18 protein-coding genes are annotated in these 20600 nt (G+C 63.3%); 11 read left to right on the top strand and 7 right to left on the bottom strand.

Annotated features, from left to right (window positions below):
- Positions 1-98: 98 nt before the first annotated feature.
- From AC56QP_RS13855 to AC56QP_RS13890, 8 genes are all read left to right on the top strand, one after another.
- Positions 99-908 carry a DeoR/GlpR family DNA-binding transcription regulator gene (locus AC56QP_RS13855; protein WP_256753955.1) on the top strand — a complete coding sequence of 270 codons (810 nt, stop codon included), beginning with the start codon at positions 99-101 and terminating at the stop codon, positions 906-908.
- 55 nt (positions 909-963) lie between these two features.
- A complete protein-coding gene (rhaS, locus tag AC56QP_RS13860) occupies positions 964-1959 on the top strand; it encodes a rhamnose ABC transporter substrate-binding protein (RefSeq protein ID WP_065005696.1) in 996 nt (331 codons plus the stop codon).
- A 114-nt stretch (positions 1960-2073) separates the two neighbouring features.
- Positions 2074-3630 carry a sugar ABC transporter ATP-binding protein gene (locus tag AC56QP_RS13865; protein ID WP_489859426.1) on the top strand — a complete coding sequence of 519 codons (1557 nt, stop codon included), beginning with the start codon at positions 2074-2076 and terminating at the stop codon, positions 3628-3630.
- The gene (locus AC56QP_RS13870; RefSeq protein WP_489859425.1) at positions 3627-4604 is read left to right on the top strand and encodes an ABC transporter permease; all 978 of its coding nucleotides are present in this window, start codon (positions 3627-3629) and stop codon (positions 4602-4604) included. The genes AC56QP_RS13865 and AC56QP_RS13870 overlap by 4 nt, the downstream gene beginning before the upstream one ends.
- Positions 4601-5596 (top strand): ABC transporter permease, encoded by a 996-nt coding sequence (locus AC56QP_RS13875; RefSeq protein WP_489859424.1) that lies wholly within the window; start codon positions 4601-4603, stop codon positions 5594-5596. Before AC56QP_RS13870 ends, AC56QP_RS13875 begins: the two co-directional genes overlap by 4 nt.
- On the top strand, positions 5596-5913 hold the full coding sequence (rhaM, locus tag AC56QP_RS13880; RefSeq protein ID WP_489859423.1) for an L-rhamnose mutarotase: 318 nt from the start codon (positions 5596-5598) through the stop codon (positions 5911-5913). The genes AC56QP_RS13875 and rhaM overlap by 1 nt, the downstream gene beginning before the upstream one ends.
- Positions 5910-7274 (top strand): FGGY-family carbohydrate kinase, encoded by a 1365-nt coding sequence (locus AC56QP_RS13885; protein WP_489859422.1) that lies wholly within the window; start codon positions 5910-5912, stop codon positions 7272-7274. Before rhaM ends, AC56QP_RS13885 begins: the two co-directional genes overlap by 4 nt.
- A gap of 158 nt (positions 7275-7432) precedes the next feature.
- Positions 7433-7939, top strand: coding sequence for a hypothetical protein (locus AC56QP_RS13890; RefSeq protein ID WP_489859421.1), 507 nt, complete (start codon positions 7433-7435; stop codon positions 7937-7939).
- 83 nt (positions 7940-8022) lie between these two features.
- Here AC56QP_RS13890 and AC56QP_RS13895 read toward each other — a convergent pair whose 3' ends face one another.
- The 3 genes from AC56QP_RS13895 to galE all read right to left on the bottom strand — a co-directional run bounded on the left by AC56QP_RS13895 (position 8023) and on the right by galE (position 12197).
- On the bottom strand, positions 8023-9843 hold the full coding sequence (locus AC56QP_RS13895) for an alanine racemase (RefSeq protein WP_489859420.1): 1821 nt from the start codon (positions 9841-9843) through the stop codon (positions 8023-8025).
- Position 9844: 1 nt separating this feature from the next.
- Positions 9845-11095, bottom strand: a complete 1251-nt coding sequence (locus tag AC56QP_RS13900) for a D-amino acid dehydrogenase (RefSeq protein ID WP_489859419.1) — start codon at positions 11093-11095, stop codon at positions 9845-9847.
- 106 nt (positions 11096-11201) lie between these two features.
- Complete coding sequence (galE, locus tag AC56QP_RS13905; RefSeq protein ID WP_489859418.1) at positions 11202-12197, bottom strand: UDP-glucose 4-epimerase GalE; 996 nt, start codon at positions 12195-12197, stop codon at positions 11202-11204.
- Positions 12198-12464: 267 nt separating this feature from the next.
- Between galE and hemA the strand changes: the two genes are divergently transcribed.
- Positions 12465-13742, top strand: a complete 1278-nt coding sequence (gene hemA, locus AC56QP_RS13910; protein WP_489859417.1) for a 5-aminolevulinate synthase — start codon at positions 12465-12467, stop codon at positions 13740-13742.
- A 155-nt stretch (positions 13743-13897) separates the two neighbouring features.
- Here hemA and AC56QP_RS13915 read toward each other — a convergent pair whose 3' ends face one another.
- Together AC56QP_RS13915 and mscL are read right to left on the bottom strand one after the other, a co-directional pair.
- Positions 13898-15064: a pyridoxal phosphate-dependent aminotransferase gene (locus AC56QP_RS13915; protein WP_489859416.1), complete on the bottom strand. Its 1167-nt coding sequence runs from the start codon at positions 15062-15064 to the stop codon at positions 13898-13900.
- Positions 15065-15175: 111 nt separating this feature from the next.
- Entirely contained in the window at positions 15176-15598 is a 423-nt protein-coding gene (gene mscL / locus AC56QP_RS13920; RefSeq protein ID WP_489859415.1) for a large conductance mechanosensitive channel protein MscL, read from the bottom strand.
- An 89-nt stretch (positions 15599-15687) separates the two neighbouring features.
- Here mscL and AC56QP_RS13925 point away from each other — a divergent pair, with 89 nt between their 5' ends.
- Both AC56QP_RS13925 and AC56QP_RS13930 read left to right on the top strand, forming a co-directional pair.
- Positions 15688-15810, top strand: coding sequence for a hypothetical protein (locus tag AC56QP_RS13925; RefSeq protein ID WP_489859414.1), 123 nt, complete (start codon positions 15688-15690; stop codon positions 15808-15810).
- 52 nt (positions 15811-15862) lie between these two features.
- The gene (locus AC56QP_RS13930) at positions 15863-19351 is read left to right on the top strand and encodes a PAS domain-containing hybrid sensor histidine kinase/response regulator (protein ID WP_489859413.1); all 3489 of its coding nucleotides are present in this window, start codon (positions 15863-15865) and stop codon (positions 19349-19351) included.
- On the opposite strand, the gene AC56QP_RS13935 is transcribed toward AC56QP_RS13930, so the two are convergent.
- Together AC56QP_RS13935 and AC56QP_RS13940 are read right to left on the bottom strand one after the other, a co-directional pair.
- Complete coding sequence (locus AC56QP_RS13935) at positions 19352-20011, bottom strand: response regulator transcription factor (RefSeq protein WP_489859412.1); 660 nt, start codon at positions 20009-20011, stop codon at positions 19352-19354.
- Between the two features lie 125 nt (positions 20012-20136).
- Positions 20137-20571 (bottom strand): hypothetical protein, encoded by a 435-nt coding sequence (locus AC56QP_RS13940; RefSeq protein ID WP_489859411.1) that lies wholly within the window; start codon positions 20569-20571, stop codon positions 20137-20139.
- Positions 20572-20600: the final 29 nt, after the last annotated feature.

Genomic DNA, 20600 nt, shown 5'->3' on the forward strand with positions numbered 1-20600 from the left:
CAAGATCAATCATATTGCACTGCACAATGAAATTATATGATCGGAAATGATTGACACTGCGCGTTTTGGGTGCCTAGATGTTCAGGCAGGGAGGAACCATGCACGAAAAAGAGCGCCACAGGATCATTCTGTCAGCCGTCCAGGAAAAGCCTGTGGTGACGGTGCAGGAGATGGTCGACCTGACGGAGTCCTCCGAGGCGACGATCCGGCGCGACATCGCAGCTCTCCACGTCCAGAAGCGCCTGCGCCGGGTGCGCGGTGGCGCCGAAGCAATATCGCCGCCGCAGTTCATCGGCCTCGCCGGCCGGCCCTTTTCCGTCAACGAGACAATCAATGCCTCGCAGAAGCGGGCAATCGCACGCGAAGCGGTTGAGCTTTGCAAGGACGGCGAGCCGATCATCATCAATGGCGGCACCACCACGTTCCAGATGGTGCATTTCCTGACCGGCCGCCGCATGCCGATCTTCACCAATTCCTTCCCGATCGCCGAGCACTTGCTCAAGCACTCCAAGAACACGGTGATGCTGTCGGGCGGCACGATCTACCGCGAGCAGAACATCATCCTGTCGCCCTTCGACAATGACGTGACGCGCAATTTCTACGCACGCCGTATGTTCATGGGTGCGCAGGGCCTCGGACCGCTGGGCCTGATGGAAGGCGATCCGCTCTTGATCCAGGCGGAGCAGAAACTGATCGACCAGGCCGACGAACTGGTGGTGCTGGTCGATTCCTCGAAATTCCGCAAACGCTCCAGCCTGATCCTGTGCGGCCTGTCGCGCATCGCCACCGTCATCACCGATGACGGCATCGAGGATCGCGAAGCCAAGATGTTAGAGACCGCAGGCGTGACGCTGATCGTCGCCCGCAAGTCGGCAACCAACAAGGAAGAATCTTCACTGCAGGCCTGAGGCCAACTCGCGCCCGCAGCGGCGATGGAATGCAACGCTCAAGGGAGGATATTCGATGAGCTTCTTGAAGAAATTGATGGTTACGGCGGCCTTTTCAGCCGCCATGTTCGTGAATGCCGCCTATGCCGAGAACGTCAAGATCGCGCTGGTGGTGAAGTCGCTCGGCAATGGCTTCTTCGATGCCGCCAACAAGGGCGCCGAAGAGGCAGCCAAGGAACTCGGCGATGTCGACATCATCTACACCGGCCCGACCAAGGCGACCGCCGAAGCGCAGATCGAAGTGGTCAACTCGCTGATCGCCCAGAAGGTCAACGCCATCGCCATTTCGGCCAATGACGCCGACGCGCTGGTGCCGGTGCTGAAGAAGGCCATGGAACGCGGCATCACCGTCATCTCCTGGGATTCGGGTGTCGCCAAGGAAGGCCGGCAACTGCATCTCAACCCATCCGACACCGGCCTGATCGGCGAGACCATCATCAAGCTCGCCGCCGACTATCTGCCGGAAGGCGGCGACGTCGCCATCCTGTCGGCCTCCTCGACCGCGACCAACCAGAATGCCTGGATCGACGCGGCCAAGAAGATCCTGCCGGAGAAGTTCCCCAAGATCAAACTCGTCGCCACCGTCTATGGCGATGACGATTCGGCCAAGAGCACGGACGAAGCCAAGGGCCTGTTGAAGTCCTATCCGAACCTCAAGGCGATCATCGCGCCGACCACCGTCGGCGTCGTCGCCGCGGCCCAGGTCGTCACCGACGAGAACCTGATCGGCAAGGTCAATGTCACCGGTCTGGCGCTGCCGTCCGAGTTCAAGAAGTTCATCGACAACGGCGCCAGCCAGGCCGTGGCCCTGTGGAACCCGATCGACCTCGGTTATTCCGCCGTCTACCTCGCCCATGATCTGGCGGTGAAGAAGGAAGAGGCCAAGCCCGGTGCGACGCTGTCGATCGGCCGCGTCGGCAAGGTCACGCTCGACGACACCAACTCGGCTGCGATGGCTCCGCCCTTCCAGTTCGACAAGACCAACATCGAGAAGTTCTCCAAGATCTATTGATCTAGGGCGCTTGCACCCTCCCCCTTGTGGGGAGGGTCGGCGAGGCGGTCTTGCGAAGCAAAACCGGCGAGACGGGGTGGGGGTGGCGACATCTCCACGCACCAGGACCTTGATATGCTAGACAATCCCCACCCCGCTCACGTCGTTCGCGACCCTCCCCACCAGGGGGAGGGTAAGGCAGCCCCACGCCTGACGCTGTCCGGCATCTCGAAGAGCTTTCCCGGCGTGCGCGCGCTGCACAATGTCAGCCTGTCGCTCTATCCGGGCCAGGTGACAGCACTTATCGGCGAAAACGGCGCCGGCAAGTCTACGCTGGTCAAGATCATGACCGGCATCTACCAGCCCGACGCAGGCACCATCAGCATTGACGGCCAGACCGTCACTCTGCCCAGCGCGCACGCCGCCTTCGGCCATGGCGTCACCGCCATCCATCAGGAAACCGTGCTGTTCGATGATTTGACGGTCGCCGAGAACATCTTTCTCGGCCACGCACCGCGCACGCGCTTCGGCACCATCGACTGGCGTACGATGCGCAAAAGTGCGCGCGAAGTTCTCGACACCATGCATGCCGGCCACATCGGTGCCGACGCGCGGCTGAAGGACCTCGGCATCGCCAACAAGCATCTCGTTGCCGTCGCCCGCGCGATGTCGATCGACGCGCAGATCGTCATTATGGACGAGCCTACCGCGGCGCTGTCGATGAAGGAGATCGAGGAACTGTTCCTGCTCATCGAGTTCCTCAAGGGCGAAGGCAAGGCGATCCTGTTCATCAGCCACAAGTTCGACGAGATCTACCGCATCGCCGACCGCTACACGGTGTTCCGCGACGGCGAGATGGTCGGCGAGGGCCTGATCAAGGACGCCGGCCAGAGCCAGATCGTGCGCATGATGGTCGGCCGCTCGGTCGACCACATCTTTCCGCAGCGCAAGGCCGAGATCGGCGCGCCCGTACTCTCCGTCACCGGCCTGTCGCACCCGACCGAGTTCAACGATATCGGCTTCGAGCTGCACAAGGGCGAGATCCTCGGCTTTTACGGCCTTGTCGGCGCCGGGCGCAGCGAGGTCATGCAAGCGATATCGGGCATCACCCGCACGTCAAGTGGCACGATCACGCTGGAAGGCAAGACGATCGCGCCGAAATCGGCGGCGGATTCGATCGATGCCGGCATCGTCTATGTGCCGGAGGAGCGCGGCAAACAAGGCGTGGTGATCGGCCTGCCGATCTTCCAGAATGTCTCGCTGCCTTCGCTCAAGCGCACCTCCAGATCAGGCCTCTTGCGGCTGGCGGAGGAGTTCTCGCTGGCCCGCTCCTACACCGAGCGGCTTGACCTCAGGGCCTCCTCGCTCAGCCAGGATGTCGGAACGCTGTCGGGCGGCAACCAGCAGAAGATCGTCATCGCCAAATGGCTGGCGACCGCGCCCAAGGTGATCATCCTCGACGAGCCTACCAAGGGCATCGACATCGGCTCCAAGGCCGCCGTGCACGGCTTCATGGCCGAGCTGGTGGCGCAGGGCCTGTCGGTGATCATGGTGTCGTCGGAACTGCCTGAAATCCTCGGCATGTCCGACCGCGTCGTCGTCATGCGCGAAGGTCTCGTCGCGGCGGTCTATGACAACAAGGGACTGGATGCCGAGACACTGGTCAGGACGGCAGCAGGAATCGCGGCATGAAGGCTTTCTTGAAATACCGCGAAATCTGGCTGCTCGCGGCCATCGTCGTGCTGATCGGCCTGATCTCGACACGTTTCCCGGCCTTCGCCGACCCCGGCAATCTGCGGCAGGTGTTCAACGACACCTCGATCCTGATGATCCTGGCGCTCGGCCAGATGGTTGTCATCCTGACCCGCTCGATCGACCTGTCGATGGCGTCCAACCTCTGCTTCACCGGAATGGTGGTGGCGATGCTCAACGCGGCGCACCCGGCAATCCCGATCCCGCTGCTGATCGTCATTGCGCTGGCCGTCGGACTGGTGCTCGGCGCCATCAACGGCCTGCTGGTGTGGCGGCTGAACATCCCTTCGATCGTGGTGACATTGGGCACGCTGACCATCTATCGCGGCGCCACTTTCGTCCTGTCCGGTGGCGCCTGGGTCAATGCCGACAAGATGAGCCCCGACTTCATCGGCTTTCAGCGCGCGGCCTTCCTCGGCATCCCGGTTCTGTCCTGGATCGCCATCCTGATCATCGCGCTGTTCTTCGTGTTGATGACGCGCACGGCGCTGGGCCGCTCGATCTATGCCATCGGCGTCAACCCGACGGCGTCGGTCTATGCCGGCATCGATGTCGGCCGGACGAAATTCATCGTCTTCTGCATCTCCGGCATGATCGGCGGACTCTCCGGCTATCTCTGGATCTCGCGTTATGTGATCGCCTCGGTGGAGGTCGCCAACGGCTATGAGCTCAACATCATCGCCGCCTGCGTCATCGGCGGCATCTCGATCGCCGGCGGCATCGGCTCGGTCGGCGGCGCGGTGCTCGGCGCGCTGTTCCTCGGCATCATTTCCAACGCCCTGCCGGTCATCAACATTTCGCCCTTCTGGCAGATGGCGATTTCGGGCAGCGCCATCATTCTCGCCGTCGTGCTCAACGCGCGCGGCGAACGCCAGCAGGGCCGCATCATCCTGAGAAAGATGGAGGCGGTATGACCGAAATCCCTGCCCCGCGCCATATTCCCGACCGGCTCGACAAGCCGTTCAGTTCGGCGATCTTTTCCTGGGAAGCACTGCTGGTCGTGGTGGCGGTCGCCATCTTCGCCATCAACAGTTTCGCCTCGCCCTATTTCCTTGACCCGTACTCGCTGTCGGATCTCACCTTCAACTTCACCGAAAAGGGCCTGATCGCCTTCGCCATGGCGCTGCTGATCATTTCGGGCGAGATCGACCTGTCGGTCGCCGCGATCATCGCGCTTGCCTCGACCATGATGGGCATGGCGGTGCAGGCCGGCGCCGGCACACCGGTGCTGGTGCTGATCGGCATCGTCGTCGGGCTCGGCTGCGGCGCCTTCAACGGGCTGCTCGTCACGAGGCTCGGCCTGCCATCCATCGTCGTCACCATCGGCACGATGAGCCTGTTTCGCGGCATCGCCTTCATCATCCTCGGCGACCAGGCCTACAAGGGCTATCCGGAAAGCTTCGCTTTCTTTGGCCAGGGTTACGTCTGGTGGGTGGTGTCGTTCGAACTGGTGCTCTTCCTGATCGCGGCGGTTGTCTACTGGTTCGTGCTGCACCGGACGAGTTTCGGGCGCCGTGTCTTCGCCATCGGCAACAACCCGGTCGCGGCGCAGTTTTCCGGCGTGCGCGTCGGTCGCATCAAGTTCATCCTGTTCTGCCTGACCGGCTTGATGTCGGGCATCGCCTCGGTGCTGATCACCTCGCGGCTCGGCTCGACACGGCCGTCGATCGCGCAAGGCTATGAGCTCGAAGTCATCACCATGGTGGTGCTCGGCGGTGTCAGCATTCTCGGCGGCGCCGGCAGCATCCTAGGCGTCGTGCTCGCCGCCTTCATCATGGGGCTGGTGACTTTCGGGCTGGGCCTGCTCAACGTACCCGGCATCGTCATGTCGATCTTCATCGGCCTGCTCCTGATCATCGTCATCGCGCTGCCGATCGTCTGGCGGCGGCTGCGCGGAGGGCGCTGATGCCGGAGAAATACGCGTTCAAGATGAAGCTCAAGCCCGGCATGAAGGCCGAGTACAAGAAGCGTCACGACGAGATCTGGCCATCGCTGGTCGCATTGCTGAAACAGGCCGGCGTCTCCGATTACTCCATCCATCTCGACGAAGAGACCGGCACTCTGTTCGGCGTGCTCTGGCGGCGTGACGACCATGGCATGGACGAATTGCCGAAGGATCCGGTGATGCAGCGCTGGTGGGCACACATGGCCGACCTTATGGAGACCAGACCGGACAACGAGCCGGTGGCCGTGCCGCTGGAAACCGTGTTCCATATGGCATGAGCGCGATGCGCCACATCGCCGTCATCGACATCGGCAAGACCAACGCCAAGGTGGCGCTGGTCAACCTCGCGACGTTGAGCGAGGTGGCGCTGCGCCGCATGGCGAATGCGCCGATTCGGCGAGCACCTTACCCGCATCACGATGTCGAGGCCTTGTGGACGTTCATCCTCGACAGCCTTGCCGGGATCAACCGCGAACAGCGCATCGACGCCATATCGATCACCACCCATGGCGCGACGGGGGCGCTGATCGATGCCTCGGGCGAGTTGGTGCTGCCGGTCCTCGATTACGAATTCGATGGCCCCGACAGGCTGGCGCCGGACTATGACGCGATCCGGCCGCCTTTCGCCGAGACCGGCACGCCGCGCCTGCCGCTCGGCCTCAACCTCGGCGCACAATTCTTCTGGCAGCAGAAAAGCTTCCCGGCGGACTTCGCTAGGGCCACGGCGATGCTGATGTACCCGCAATACTGGGCCTTGCGGCTGACCGGCGTCGCCGCCAACGAGGTGACATCGCTTGGCTGCCACACCGATCTGTGGGATCCGTGGACAGCGGATTTTTCATCATTGGTCGACAGACTGGAGTGGCGCCGTCTGATGGCGCCGGTACGGCCAGCCAGGGACCGGCTCGGCCCGATCCTGCCCGCGCTTGCCGCGCGAACCGGGCTCCACCCGCTGACACCGGTGTTCTGCGGCCTGCACGATTCCAACGCCTCGCTGCTGCCGCATCTCCTGTCCGACACGCCGCCCTTCTCCGTGGTCTCGACCGGCACCTGGGTGGTGTCCATGGCGGTCGGCGGCAATCAGATTGTTCTCGATGCCGCGCGCGACACGCTGGTCAATGTCAACGCGCTCGGCAATCCCGTCGCCTCGGCCCGCTTCATGGGCGGCCGCGAGTTCTCAGTACTGACGGAAGGCCAGCCGGAGACGTGGACCGAAGATGATGTCGGCGCCGTGCTGGCGCGAAAGACATTGCTGCTGCCATCGACCCAGCAAGGCTCCGGGCCGTTCCCACATCGGGCCGCGACTTGGCTCAACGCTGACGGGATGAACAGCGGCCAGCGCTTTGCCGCCATCTCGTTCTATCTGGCGCTCATGACAGCGACCTGCCTCGAGCTGATCGGCGCCGACGGCCCGACCATTGTCGAAGGTCCCTTTGCCCGCAACCGGCTCTTTGTCGGCATGCTGGCGGCAGCGACAGTGCGCGCCGTCGTCGCTTCGGAGGCCGCCACGGGCACCAGCATCGGTGCCGCGCTGCTCGCATCGGGCCCGGTAGCGGCACAAGGCGAAGGCCAAAGAACCGAACCGCCGATCGATCCGACATGGGCAAGCTATGCGCGCTCGTGGCAAGAGGCCTTCTAGACTTCTATTATTTAATTAAACTGCAGAATTTCCAAGAGGCAATCGAGAAAGAAGTGTGAAGCCGATCATATAATGAGCTCATGTACAGGCTCAGTACTTGTATCGCCGCTCAATTCAAGCGGCGATCAGTGCTAACCCGCCCTTACAAGGAGGCTGAAATGGCATCCACATTCAAGCCTACGCATATTGATTTCGCCGACGGCAAGAAGCGTGTCGATGAAGCACTTGCAAAAGTCGGACACAAGATGAACTCTCGGATACTCACTTCAAGAGACAAGGAGGCCGTTGCGTTGTGCAATCTCCTTGGCGTCCCGCGCGAGCAACTTCCTGGCGGTTTCACGAAGTGGCAGCTGCCATTCTACCTGGACGGCGGCCAATTCTTCATCACCGCCACCGCACCAAATGCGGAAGTGGGGGAACATTCGCACGATAACGACGGCGTTCGTTTCATCATGTCCGGTTCGGTCTACTACGACGGCATCGAACTGAACGCGGGAGATTGGATGTATATCCCGAAGGACAAGCGCTACTCTCTTAAGATCGGGCCGCTTGGAGCAAGCATGTGCTATTGCTACTGCTGCTGCTGCGCCGGCCGTGAGCTCAACCCAAACGATTTGATCGATCCCGCGCCATTCGTGCGCGTTCGAAAATCTCTGCAGCGATAGGCTGCCGGGAAATGCATCGCGGCGATGAAGCTGCGTCATCGCCGCGATGGGATGAGATTTGCCTAGACTTGGCGAGCGGCCGATCAAAGGATCCGCTTGCCGAAAGCCGACATGACGAAGTTGATCACGTCGGTGCCGATCCGTGGCTCGAGATCCGCGGTCACGCCTGAAACATCCATCGACAGCAGACCGCCGGAAAGTGCGATCGCCTCCATCGCCTGGTGCGTTTCGCGCACCGTGAGCCCGCCGGAGCCTGCGGCCCAGCCGGCGAATTCGGTCGCCGTCGGCGAATAGCTGACATGGAAGCCCTGCGTGCCAGAAGTGGCGATGCGAATCGCCTCATGCATCAGGTCGCGCATGCCCATGGCGTCGATATCGGTCATGGTGAAGGCCGAAACGCGCGAATCCTTCAGCACCCTCGCCTCGGCCGGGTCGGCGTGGCGCAGGCCGACGATGACGACATTTTCCGGCGACAGCTGCGGCTGCAGCGCGCCCGGCTTGTGATCGAGGCCGAGCGTGCGGGCCAGCACCGACCCTTCCGGCAGATCGATGCCGTCCTCGGGCATGAGGGCCGCGATGGAATCGATCCAGATCAGACCGAAGGAATGCGTCGCGCGTGCCGTTGCGGTCAGCGCCTTGTGTGCAATGCGACGATCAGTGCCGGCGCTCAGCCGGATCAGCCCCGAGGGCGGCCGTTCGACGTCGGCGAGTTCCACCACGTCGAAATTCATCGCTTCCAGCCGCGCGCCGGTGCGCTCCCGGGCCAGGATGCCGGCGGCTTCCTGTTCGGCGGATATCGATACCATCTTGCGACCGGAAAAGTCCTCGACGTCGTGCATTGGGGCCTTCTCGACATATTCCGAGGTCATCGCCAGAAGCATGGCGCCGTAGCTCATGCGGAAGGCGACGCGGTCGCCGACGGCCGGCAGCGGGTCGGCATCCTGCACATCCAGCAGCAGATGATCGCTGGAAGCGCCGAGCACCCTTATCCCCTTGGCAATCGGAGTCAGCCCTTCGACCAGCACGTCCTCGCGGCCGATATTGGCGATGGCGCGCAGCCTGTCACCCTCGTCGGGGAAGACCGGCTGGTTGCCGAAGGCGTCGTAGCCGGACTGGCCGATCGGCCGTGACGGCTTCAGCTTGACTTCGATGATGTCGCTGGTCAGCCGGCAGGCATCGGGTTCGAGTTCCGCCCATGGCGTGTCGCGAAAGGTCTCGACGCCGCCTTGCAGGATCGCCTCGCCGACGCGCAGATTGTTGATACCGGCCGGCAGCTTGCCTTCGAGCAGCAGCGGCAGCGACGACGAGGCTCCGCCCGAAATCCAGTCGAGGCTTTTGCCGGACAGGCGTTCGGTCTTGTAGGCATGGGCGACCAATTGCCCGAGGTTTTCCTCGGTCGGCATGATGGCGCCGAAACAGCCGAGATTGGTGCCGATGCCGGCGATGCGCACGCCCTTGAGCGCCAGGATCTGCTCGACCGTCGGGATCAGGTCGCTCGGCCAGATGCCTTCGCGGAGATCGCCGAGATCGATCATCAGCATGATGTCGTGGACGCGGCCCATGCGCTCGGCGATGCGCGAGATCTCGCGAATGGTGCTCAATTCCGATTGCAGGCTGATGTCGACGGTGCGCACCACCTCCTCGACGCGCGCCATCGGCGGGCTGCGCAGCAGCATGATCGGCGCGTTGATGCCGCTGACGCGCAGCCGCCGGATGTTCTCGAAGCGGGATTCGGCGATGCCGGCGACACCGCCGCGCAGCATGGCGCGCGCCACCTGTGGCATGCCGCAGGTTCCCTTGGTGACGCCGAAGACCTTGATGCCCGAGAGCGCGCAGCGCTCGACGATGGTGCGGGCGTTGCGCTCGATGCGGCCAAGGTCGATGGCGACTTGCGGTCCCGACATCCTATCCCCCGTAGACCAGCCCTTGCGGGTCGATCTCCGGCTTGCGGCCGGCGACGAGGTCGGCAAGGAATTTCCCCGAGCCGCAGGCCATGGTCCAGCCGACATGGCCATGGCCGGTGTCGAGATAAAGGTTCCTGTAGCGCGCCTGGCCGATGACCGGCACCGAATTCGGCATCATCGGCCGCAGGCCCGCCCACAGCTCGGCCTTCTTCTCGTCGAAGGCGCCTGGGAACAGGTCCTTGCCGGTCCTGAACATGGCGGCGAAATCGCTCGGCCGGAAGGTACGGTCGAAACCGGTGAATTCGGCGGTCGAAGCGAGCCGCAACCGGTTGCCAAGCCTGGAATAGGCGATGAGCTGGTCCTCATCGGCGCCGCCCATGGTCGGACCCTTGCTCTCGTCCTCCAAGGGAACCGTCGCGGTATAACCCTTCACGGGATAGACAGGCAGGTCGATGCCGTAGCGGCGCCCGAGCAGGCCGCTTTCCGGCCCCATCGAGATGACCACGGCATCGCCGAGAACCGGCCCGGCCGAGGTCATGACCGCGCGCACCCGGTCACCCTCTATGTCGAGGCCCTCGACCGTCGTGCCGTAGAGAAACATCACGCCGAGTTTCCCGGCGGCGTGGGCGGCGAGCTTTTCCACGAACTGCCGGGAATCGCCGGTCTGGTCGATCGGCGAATAGACGCCGCCGGCGATCTTTTCCTTTACTCCGGCAAGACCCGGCTCAAGCTCGATCAGCCGGTCGCGGCCGACGATCTCGATCGGCAGGCCATGCTCGGCCAGATAGCGATAATTGTCGGTGCCAGTGTCGAGACTGTGCTGCGAGCGAAAGAAATAGAGGATGCCCTTCTTGCGCTCGTCATAGCCGATGCCCGTGTCGGCGGAGACGGCGTTGATGCAGTCGCGCGAATAAAGCGCCAGGCGCAGCTTGACCCGGCTGTTGGCGCGCAGGCGCTCTTTTGTGCACTGTCGCAGGAAGCGCAGGCTCCAGGCGAGGAAATAGGGATCGAAGCGCAGCCGAACCTTGATGCCGAGGTCGTGATTGTAGAGCCCGCGCAGGAACGTCTTCAGCGCCGCCGGTGAAGCCCAGGCGGTAGCATCGCCAGGTGACACCAGGCCGGCATTCGACTGGCTGGTGCCGCGCGCCGGCGCCGGATGGCGCTCGATCACGGTGACCTCATGGCCGTCGCTGGCCAGATAATAGGCCGCCGCCGTACCGACAACGCCGGCTCCGAGCACCGTGATTTTCATGCCATCCCCCAAGAATCCCTCGCGGCGCGACGCCTCCACGCCTTGCGAATGCCTTCAATAGCGCTTCGCTGAGCGCCTTGCGAGCCCTGGGGGAAAAGCCGCCGGCTCAGCCGCGTGCGGAGTTCTTCCCGGTCAGGATACGCTCCCAGGCGAGCGCATCGGCAACGATCTGGTCGAGATCGTCGCGTTGCGGGGTCCAGCCGAGTTCCGCGCGGGCGAGATCCGAATTGGCAACCACCGCCGCGGCGTCGCCTGGGCGCCGATCGCCCATCTTCACCTCGAGATCATGGCCGAAGACGCGGCGTACGCTGTCGATGACCTCGAGCACCGAATAGCCATGGCTGTAGCCGCAATTGGCAACCAGGCTCGTGCCCCCGGCGCGCAGCCGCTGCAAGGCAAGGCGATGCGCCGCCGCCAGATCGCTGACATGAATATAGTCGCGCATGCAGGTGCCGTCCGGCGTCGGATAGTCGGTGCCGAACACCTGCATGAAGGGGCGCTTGCCGAGCGCCGTCTCGCAGGCGACCTTGATCAGATGGGTGGCGCCCGGCGTCGACTGGCCGGTGCGACCCTTCGGATCGGCGCCGGCGACGTTGAAGTAGCGCAGCACGGTATAGCGCAGGCCGTGCGCGATCGCCGCGTCGCGCAGCATCCATTCGCTCATCAGCTTGGACAGGCCATAGGGCGATTCCGGCGCCAGGCGGGCATCCTCGCGCACCGGCTCCAGTCCGGCGCCGCCATAGACGGCGGCGGTCGAGGAAAAGATGAAGTTGGGCACGCCTTCGCGCACCGCGGTTTCGATCAGCGTGCGCGTCTTGGAGGTGTTGTTCTCGTAATAGCCGAGCGGGTCGGCGACCGATTCCGGGACCACGATCGAACCGGCGAAATGGATGATCGCGTCGACCTTGTTGTCCCTGATGATCGAGCCAACCAGTTCCCTGTCGGCGACGTCGCCGACGACCAGCTTCGCCTCCGGCGCCACCGCCCATTCGAAGCCGGTCGAAAGACGGTCGAGCACGACCACACTCTCGCCGGCATCCAGCAACTCCCAGACCATGTGGCTGCCGATGTAACCGGCACCGCCTGTCACCAAAACCGTCATCCGCTTCCTCGCATCTCAAGATTTATCGGAAACTGTCTCAAACACCGCCTTACTGGAAAGCCTGCCGGATGGCCACTACAAGCCGTGGTAACCGGCATGGTCGGCATGTGGCATCATCCTGAAACAAAGTTGATCCACATCAAGGGAATAGGCCACGATCCGTGGTCGTTAGGAACAGGACCGGGGCGTGGCATTTTGACCAAAAAGGCCCGGTGGACGACCAATAGGGCAATGACTATGATCCCGCGCAAAAATTGGGAAGCCGACATGAACTATCAGCGGTTCTTCGAGGAAGCGATCGACCAGCTCCATGCAGAGCGTCGCTATCGCGTCTTCGCCGACCTGGAACGTATCGCAGGCAAGTTCCCGCGCGCCATCTGGCGTGCCAACGGCCGCGCCGAGGAAATCACCGTCTGGTGCTCCAACGACTATCTCGGCATGGGCCAGCATCCCGACGTCATCGCCGCGTTCCAGAACGCGGCCGGCCGGATGGGGTCGGGCGCCGGTGGCACCCGCAACATTTCGGGCACCAGCAACCCGCTGGTCGAGCTCGAAGTGGAGCTTGCCGACCTGCACGACAAGGAAGCCGCACTCGTCTTCACCTCCGGGTTTGTCTCCAACGAGGCCTCGATCTCGACCATTGCCCGGCTTTTGCCCAATTGCCTAATCATCTCGGACGAACTGAACCACGCCTCGATGATCGAAGGCGTGCGGCGCTCCGGCGCCGAGAAGAAGATCTTCCGCCACAATGATGTCGCGCATCTGGAAAGCCTGCTGCAGGCGGCGGGCCGCGAGCGCGCCAAGCTGATCGTCTTCGAGAGCGTCTATTCGATGGATGGCGACATCGCTCCGATAAAGCAGATCGTCGAGCTCGCCGAGCGCTACAACGCCATGACCTATATCGACGAGGTCCATGCCGTCGGCATGTACGGACCGCGCGGCGGCGGCATCACCGAGCGTGAGGGACTGGCCGACCGGATCGATATCATCCAGGGCACGCTGGCCAAGGCGTTCGGCACGCTGGGCGGGTACATCACCGGCACAAGCGCGGTGATCGACGCGGTGCGCTCCTATGCGCCGGGCTTCATCTTCACCACGGCGCTGCCGCCGGCGATCGCCGCCGCCACCACCGCCTCGATCCGCCACCTGAAACGCTCGCAGGCCGAGCGCGATGCCCAGCAACAGCAGGCGACGCGAACCAAGCAGATCCTTTCCGCCGCCGGTCTGCCGGTGATGGAATCGCCGACCCACATCGTGCCGCTGCTGGTCGGCGATCCGGAACTTTGCAAGATGGCGAGCGATCGCCTGCTTGGCGTGCACGGCATCTACATCCAGCCGATCAACTATCCGACCGTACCGCGCGGCACCGAACGGCTGCGCATCACGCCGACGCCCTTCCATACCGACGCGCTGATTGCCGCACTGCAGGATGCGCTGGTCGAGACCTGGGATGCGCTGGGCATCCCCTATGGTTCGGCAGGCAGGCCCTCGGTGGCCGAGAGCGACCGCGTCATTCCCTTGCTGGTGCCCAAGTCCGGCGGCTGAAGCCCGTCTGAAACTCTACTGCGACGGCCATCTGACGCGGGTTTCTGCGCTTCCGGTACTCACGGACCTGAATGTCCGCTGTGCTCCGGTCCGCGAAACCCACGCCAGCTCACTCGCCGGAGCGATTTTCAATCCGGGCTTCGTCTGCGGCTTGGCTAGACGGCCTTCATCCACTTTGCCAGCCGGTGCGCTGCTTCCTCGACCTGGTCGAGGCGGCGGTGGAAGCACAACCTGAGGAAGGCTTCGCCGCCGGGGCCGAAGGCTGTGCCGGGCGCCAGGCCGACATTGGCCTTGTCGACGATCTCGAAAGCGGCGGCGCGTGAATCGGTAATGCCGTCGACCGTGAAGAACAAATAGAACGCGCCTTGCGGCACGGTGAACCGGGCGCGGCCGATGGCACCGAGGATGCCGCAGACCAGGTCACGCGCCGCACGCGCCCGCTCCACCTGTTCGGCAATGAAGGCATCGCCCCCATCGAGGGCGGCGATTGCACCGCGCTGCATGAACTGGGCGACGCCGGAGTTCGAATACTGGATCAGGTTCTCGAACACCTGCTGCAAGGCGGGATGGGTCTTGATCCAGCCGACACGCCAGCCAGTCATCGCCCAGTTCTTGGAGAAACTGTTGACGAACAGGATGCGATCTTCCGCCGTCGCTATGTCGAGGAAGGATGGCGCACGACCATGACCATAGTGAAACAGGGAATAAATTTCGTCGGCGATGATCCAAAGGTTCTTCGCGCGGGCAAGATCGAGGATCGCCTGCAAGGTCTCATGATCGGCGGTCCAGCCGGTTGGGTTCGACGGTGTGTTGATGAACAGTGCCTTTGTGCGCGGCGTGATCGAAGCCGCGATCTTCTCGACATCGCAGGACCAGCCATTGCCGGACTGGTCGAGCGTTACCGGGACCGGCACGGCTCCCGCTATCGCCGCAGCGGCATCGAAATTCGGCCAGGCCGGCGACAGATAGACAACTTCGTCACCGGCGCCGGCGACCGCGTCGAGCGCCAGCTGGATGGCGTGCATGCCCGATCCGGTGACGATGAATTCGTCTTCAGGGAAGGTCTTGCCGAAATGCCTTGCATAGTAGCGGGCGAGCGCTTGCCTGAGCTCCGGAATGCCTTTCTGCCAGGTGTAGAATGTCTCGCCGCTGGCCAATCCCCGGGCAGCGGCGTCGCTGATGAAGGCGGGCGTCGGCAGGTCGCCCTCACCGGCCCAGAGCGGGATCAGGCCCTCGCGCAGGCGGCCGTGGTTGACGACGGCGACAATGCCGCTCTCTGGCGCCGCGCGGGCTTCGGCGCGCAAACTTTCGATCAAGGTCATGGACGGATCCGTTCCGGTCTCAGGCGTTGGCTAGCGCTCCTTAACAGATGCGAAAACAGAAAACCCCGGCCGCGAACGACCGGGGTTTTGGTCCAGAAGAACCTGAACCGTCTATCTCTTGGCGAGCAGGTCGCGGATTTCGGTGAGCAACGCGACGTCGGCGGGCGGCGGCGCAGCGGGAGCTGCCGGCTTCTCGCGCTCAAGCCGCCTACGCATATTGTTTACCGCCTTGACCATCAGGAAGATGATGAAGGCAAGGATAAGGAAGTTCAATACCGCGGTAATGAAGCTGCCATAGGCGAAGACCGCGCCTTGCTTCTTGGCATCTGCTAAGGATGTCGCATTGACGGCCGAGGAGAGCCCGAAGAAGTAGTTGTTGAAGTCCAGCCCACCGAAGATCGCGCCGACGATCGGCATGATGACGTCGTCGACCAGCGACGTGACGATCTTGCCGAAGGCGGCGCCGATGATGACGCCGACGGCCAAGTCCATCACGTTACCCTTGGAGATGAATTCCTGGAATTCTTTCAGCATTCTACCCTCCTTGCCATGACCGGCCGCACCATGTCCCATCCATGCGGCATCGACCCAGAGGCAACATAACAAAAACCTGAGGTTGCAACATGGGCAAAAGCGAGAAAACAACCGCTTTTTCCTTCCTTCCCCGCACCTTGGTTGTGCTGTCCGAATGCCGCAACAACGGTCATGCTTCCAAAGCCGCGATGGACTCGGACGCCAAGCTGTGATTGCGTTCGGGCAAGCCGGATAAAAAGACGGCAAAGGGAGGAAATTGCAGGCGTGCAAGGCTTGTTCATCGTCTTCATCGCGATCGCCTATGTGACGCTGCTGTTCGCCATTGCCAGCCTGGGCGACCGCCGCTCGGCGATATCCGGGCCCGGCCGAGCCCGGCCCTTCATCTACGCGCTCAGCCTTGCCATATACTGCACGTCCTGGACCTTCTTCGGTTCGGTCGGCCTCTCCTCCGAACGCGGCCTCGAATTCCTCGGCATCTATACCGGCCCGGTGCTGGTGTTCGTGTTCGGCTTTCCGCTGCTCAACCGCATCGTGCGGCTGGCCAAAACCGAGAAGATCACCTCGATCGCCGACTTCCTCGGCGCCCGCTATGGCAAGAGCTTTACCGTCTCGGCGATCGCCACGCTGATCGCCACGATCGGCGCGGTGCCCTATATCGCGCTGCAGTTGAAGGCGATTTCCGGCTCGGTCAGCCTGATGGTCGAGCACTATACCGGCTCGCCGCCCTCCTTCGATCCGTTCGTCAGCGACATCTCGCTGGTCGTCGCCATGCTCTTGGCGCTGTTTGCGGTGCTGTTCGGCACACGCCACGCCGACGCCACCGAACACCAGGACGGGCTGGTGCTGGCGGTGGCGGTCGAAACCGTGGTCAAGCTCGCCGCCTTCCTGGCGATCGGCCTGATGGTCACCTTCCTGATCTTCGGCGGGCCAGGCGACATGTTCGACAAGCTCGCCCAGAACGCGCAGGTCCGGCAGGCGATGAGCTACAACACCTCGCTCGCCACATGGCTGGTGCTGACGGGCCTCAGCGGCTTTGCCATCATCATGCTGCCGCGGCAGTTCTACGTCACCATCGTCGAGAACCGCGGCGAGGCCGAGTTGCGCACCGCGACATGGGTGTTTCCGCTCTACCTCGTGGCGATCAATCTGTTCGTGCTGCCGATCGCCTTTGCCGGCCTGTCGCTGGTCGGCACCGGAACCAGCAGCGATCTCTATGTGCTGTCGCTGCCCCTGTTCAGCGGCCACGACGTGCTGGCGATGGCGGCTTTCATCGGCGGTCTGTCGGCGGCAACGGCGATGGTGATCGTCGAAAGCGTGGCGCTGTCGATCATGATCTCCAACGACCTCGTCATTCCGCTGTTCGTGCGCCGCCTGCTCAAGACCTCCACCTCCGAGACCGAAGACTGGTCGACGCTCATCCTCAATGTGCGGCGCGGGGCGATCTTCATCCTGCTGTTCATCGCCTTCCTCTACTACCGCCAGAGCACCAACAGCGCGCGCCTGTCGTCGATCGGCCTTATGTCCTTCGCGGCCATCGCCCAGTTCGCGCCCGCGCTGATCGGCGGGCTGATCTGGCGCGGCGCCAACGGCAGGGGTGCAGCACTTGGCATGATCGCCGGTATCCTCGTCTGGGGCTACACACTGCTGTTGCCCTCGCTCGTCGCGCCCGATACCGATATCATCGTGCAGGGGCTGTTCGGCTTCGAGGCGCTGCGGCCGCAGGCGCTGTTCGGCACCGTCGCCGAGCCGCTGAACCACGGCGTGCTGTGGAGCCTGTCGATCAACGCGGTGTTCTTCGTTCTGGGCTCCCTCTCGCGCGCGTCGGTACCGCTGGAACGCATCCAGGCGTCGATCTTCGTGCCGCGCGATGCCGGCCCGATGCCCAGCCTGCGCCGCTTCCGCACCGCCATCACCGTCAATGACCTCAAGGACACGATCGGGCGCTATCTCGGGGTCGAACGCACCGAGCGTTCCTTCCAGTCTTTCGAAAAGACCAGCGGTACCTCGCTGCACGGCAACGAACAGGCGAGCATGGACGTCATCCGCTTCTCCGAGCAGTTGCTGGCCAGCGCCGTCGGCTCTTCCTCGGCGCGGCTGATCCTGTCGCTGTTGTTCCGGCGCCACGACCGCGAATCACGGGATGCCTTCCGCCTGCTCGACGACGCCACCGAGGCGCTGCAGCACAACCGCGACCTCTTGCAGATCGCGCTCGACCAGATGGAGCAAGGCATCACCGTCTTCGACCGCGATTTCCGCCTGATCTGCTGGAACCGCCAGTACCGGGCGCTGTTCGACCTGCCCGACGAGATGGGCCAGGTCGGCGTCTCGCTCGACCGCATCCTGCGCCATCTCGCCGAGCGCGGCGACATTCCCGCCGATCAGCGCGTGGCCATGCTCAACCGGCTGACCAGTTTCGTCAGCCCTTGGCAGATGGAGCTGAAGACCAGCGGCCGCATCCTGGAATTGCGGTCCAACCCGATGCCGGACGGCGGCATCGTTGCCACCTACGCCGACATTTCCGGGCGCGTCGAACAGGACCTGGCGCTGAAGCGCGCCAATGAATCGCTGGAGCAGCGCGTCAAGATCCGCACCATCGAGCTGACCCGGGTCAACGAGGAACTGGCGCAGGCACAGATGCTGGCCGAAGAGGCCAATCTCGGCAAGACGCGCTTCCTCGCCGCCGCCGGCCACGATATCCTGCAGCCGCTGAACGCCGCCCGGCTCTATTGCTCGTCGCTGATCGAAAAGGCCGGCAAGGGGCCTGCCGGCAAGGCGGCGGTCAACATCGAATCCTCGCTGGAATCGGTCGAGACCATTCTCGGCGCCGTGCTCGACATCTCCCGCCTGGATGCCGGCGCAATGAAGCCGGACGATACAGCCTTCAACCTCGACGGATTGCTGCGCCAGATCGGCAATGATTTTCGGCCAATGGCCGCTGAGAAAAAGCTCGGCCTGACGATCATGCCATCGTCGGTGACGGTGATGACGGATCGCAACCTGTTGCGCCGCCTGATCCAGAACCTCGTCTCCAACGCCATCAAATACACGCGCCACGGCCGTGTGCTGGTCGGTGTGCGACGGCGTGGCGAACTGGCCGAGATCCAGGTGATCGACACCGGCATCGGCATCGCCGGCGACAAGCTGAACACCGTCTTCCACGAATTCACCCGGCTGGACGAAGGTGCCCGCGAAGCCGAGGGGCTCGGCCTTGGCCTCTCCATCGTCGACCGCATCGCGCGGGTTTTGCGCCTGGAAATCCGGATCTTTTCAAATCCGGGCAAGGGCACACGTTTTTCCGTCATACTGCCCGTGGCGGCCGTGCAGGAGCCGCGCCGCGAGATCGAGACCAGAGCCCCTGCCCGTGCGACCGCTTCCCTGGCCGGGCTGCACGTGCTCTGCATCGACAACGACGCCCGCATCCTCGAAGGCATGCGGCTGCTGCTCGAAGGCTGGGGGTGCAATGTCGACACGGTGTCAGGCTCAAAGGAACTGGAGAATGCCACGATACACCGCCCCGACATCGTCCTTGCCGACTATCATCTCGATGGCGAAACCGGTCTCGACATCATCATGAAGCTGCGCGCGACCCATGGCGACGACCTGCCGGCCGTGCTGGTCACGGCCGACCGCTCCAACGAGGTACGCACGGCCGCGGGCGGGCTCGAGATACCGGTGATCAACAAGCCGCTGAAGCCGGCCGTGCTGCGTTCGATGATGGCCAGGGTCAGGCCGCTGGCTTCGGCCGCCGAATAGTCAGCTGGTTGCCTGCAGCGGGTCGCTGCCGATCTTGGACAGCAGGATCACCGCCTGGGTGCGGCTGTCGACGCCGAGCTTCTGCAGGATGGCGGAGACATGCGCCTTGATGGTGGCCTCGGAGACACCGAGTTCATAGGCGATCTGCTTGTTGAGCAGGCCCTCTGCCAGCATGCCGAGCACGCGGGTCTGTTGCGGGGTCAGCGCCTGCAGCCGCTTGATCAGGTCGGAAATCTCGGGATCGCGCTCGACGCCGAGATCGACACCGACGGGTGCTGCAATGTCACCAGCAAGCACCGACTGCACGGCATCGCGGATTTCTTCCATGCTGGCCGACTTGGAGATGAAACCGGACGCGCCGAGATCGAGCGCTCGCCTGATGGTCGCCGGATCGTCATGCGCCGACACCACCACCAGCGGCACCTCCGGATGGATGCCGCGTAGCGAGATCAGGCCGGAGAGGCCGCTGGCGCCCGGCATCGACAGGTCGAGCAGCACCAGGTCGACATCCTCATTGGCCACGAGCAGCGCCTTGGCGCTTTCGAAATCTCCGGCCTCGTGGATCGCGGCGACGTCGCCGATGCCAGCAAGCGCTTCACGCAGCGCACCGCGAAACAGCGGGTGATCGTCGGCGATGACGAAAGAATAGCCTGACGGCAAATGTTCCTCCCCGAATCCCCCGATGATTTTCTGCTTTTTCCGGGATCAGATGAACGATTATGAGGGGCTGCGCGCTGTTTTCAAGCGGCAAAGCCAGCGCGCCGCGTTTTCCCTACTTCAGACGCTCATGTCTTCTGCGAGTTGAGCTGGGCGCCGCCGCCATTGTCCTTGTCCATATCCTTGACGATGCCCATGAAGCCGCGCAGGAAGCGCTCCATGTAGTTCATGGTCTTGTTGAAATCCTCCTCGCTAGGCAGTTTCGATTCGAGGCGGGCGGAGAGCGAATTCTCGAGCTTGGTGACGCGCTCGTCCATCGCCTTCATCGAGGTCTGCAGGCGATCGACCTCGTCCTGGAAAGCGGCGCGTTCGTCGGCCGCCATCTTGCAGACGAGCTGACCGGAGCGCTCCTGGCAAATCGACATCGCGCCTGTCTGCGTATCCATGCGGACATAGCCGTTGTCAGACTTTTCCAGCCGGTAGCGGTCGGTTTCTTCGGAAAAAGCGGATGCCGCGACCAGCGAAACGAGTGCGGCGGGGATCAAGATGTGCTGCGGACGCATGTTGTTCCTCCATGGCCAAAGTCTGAAAT

This window comes from Mesorhizobium sp. RCAM 05104, assembly GCF_059683645.1.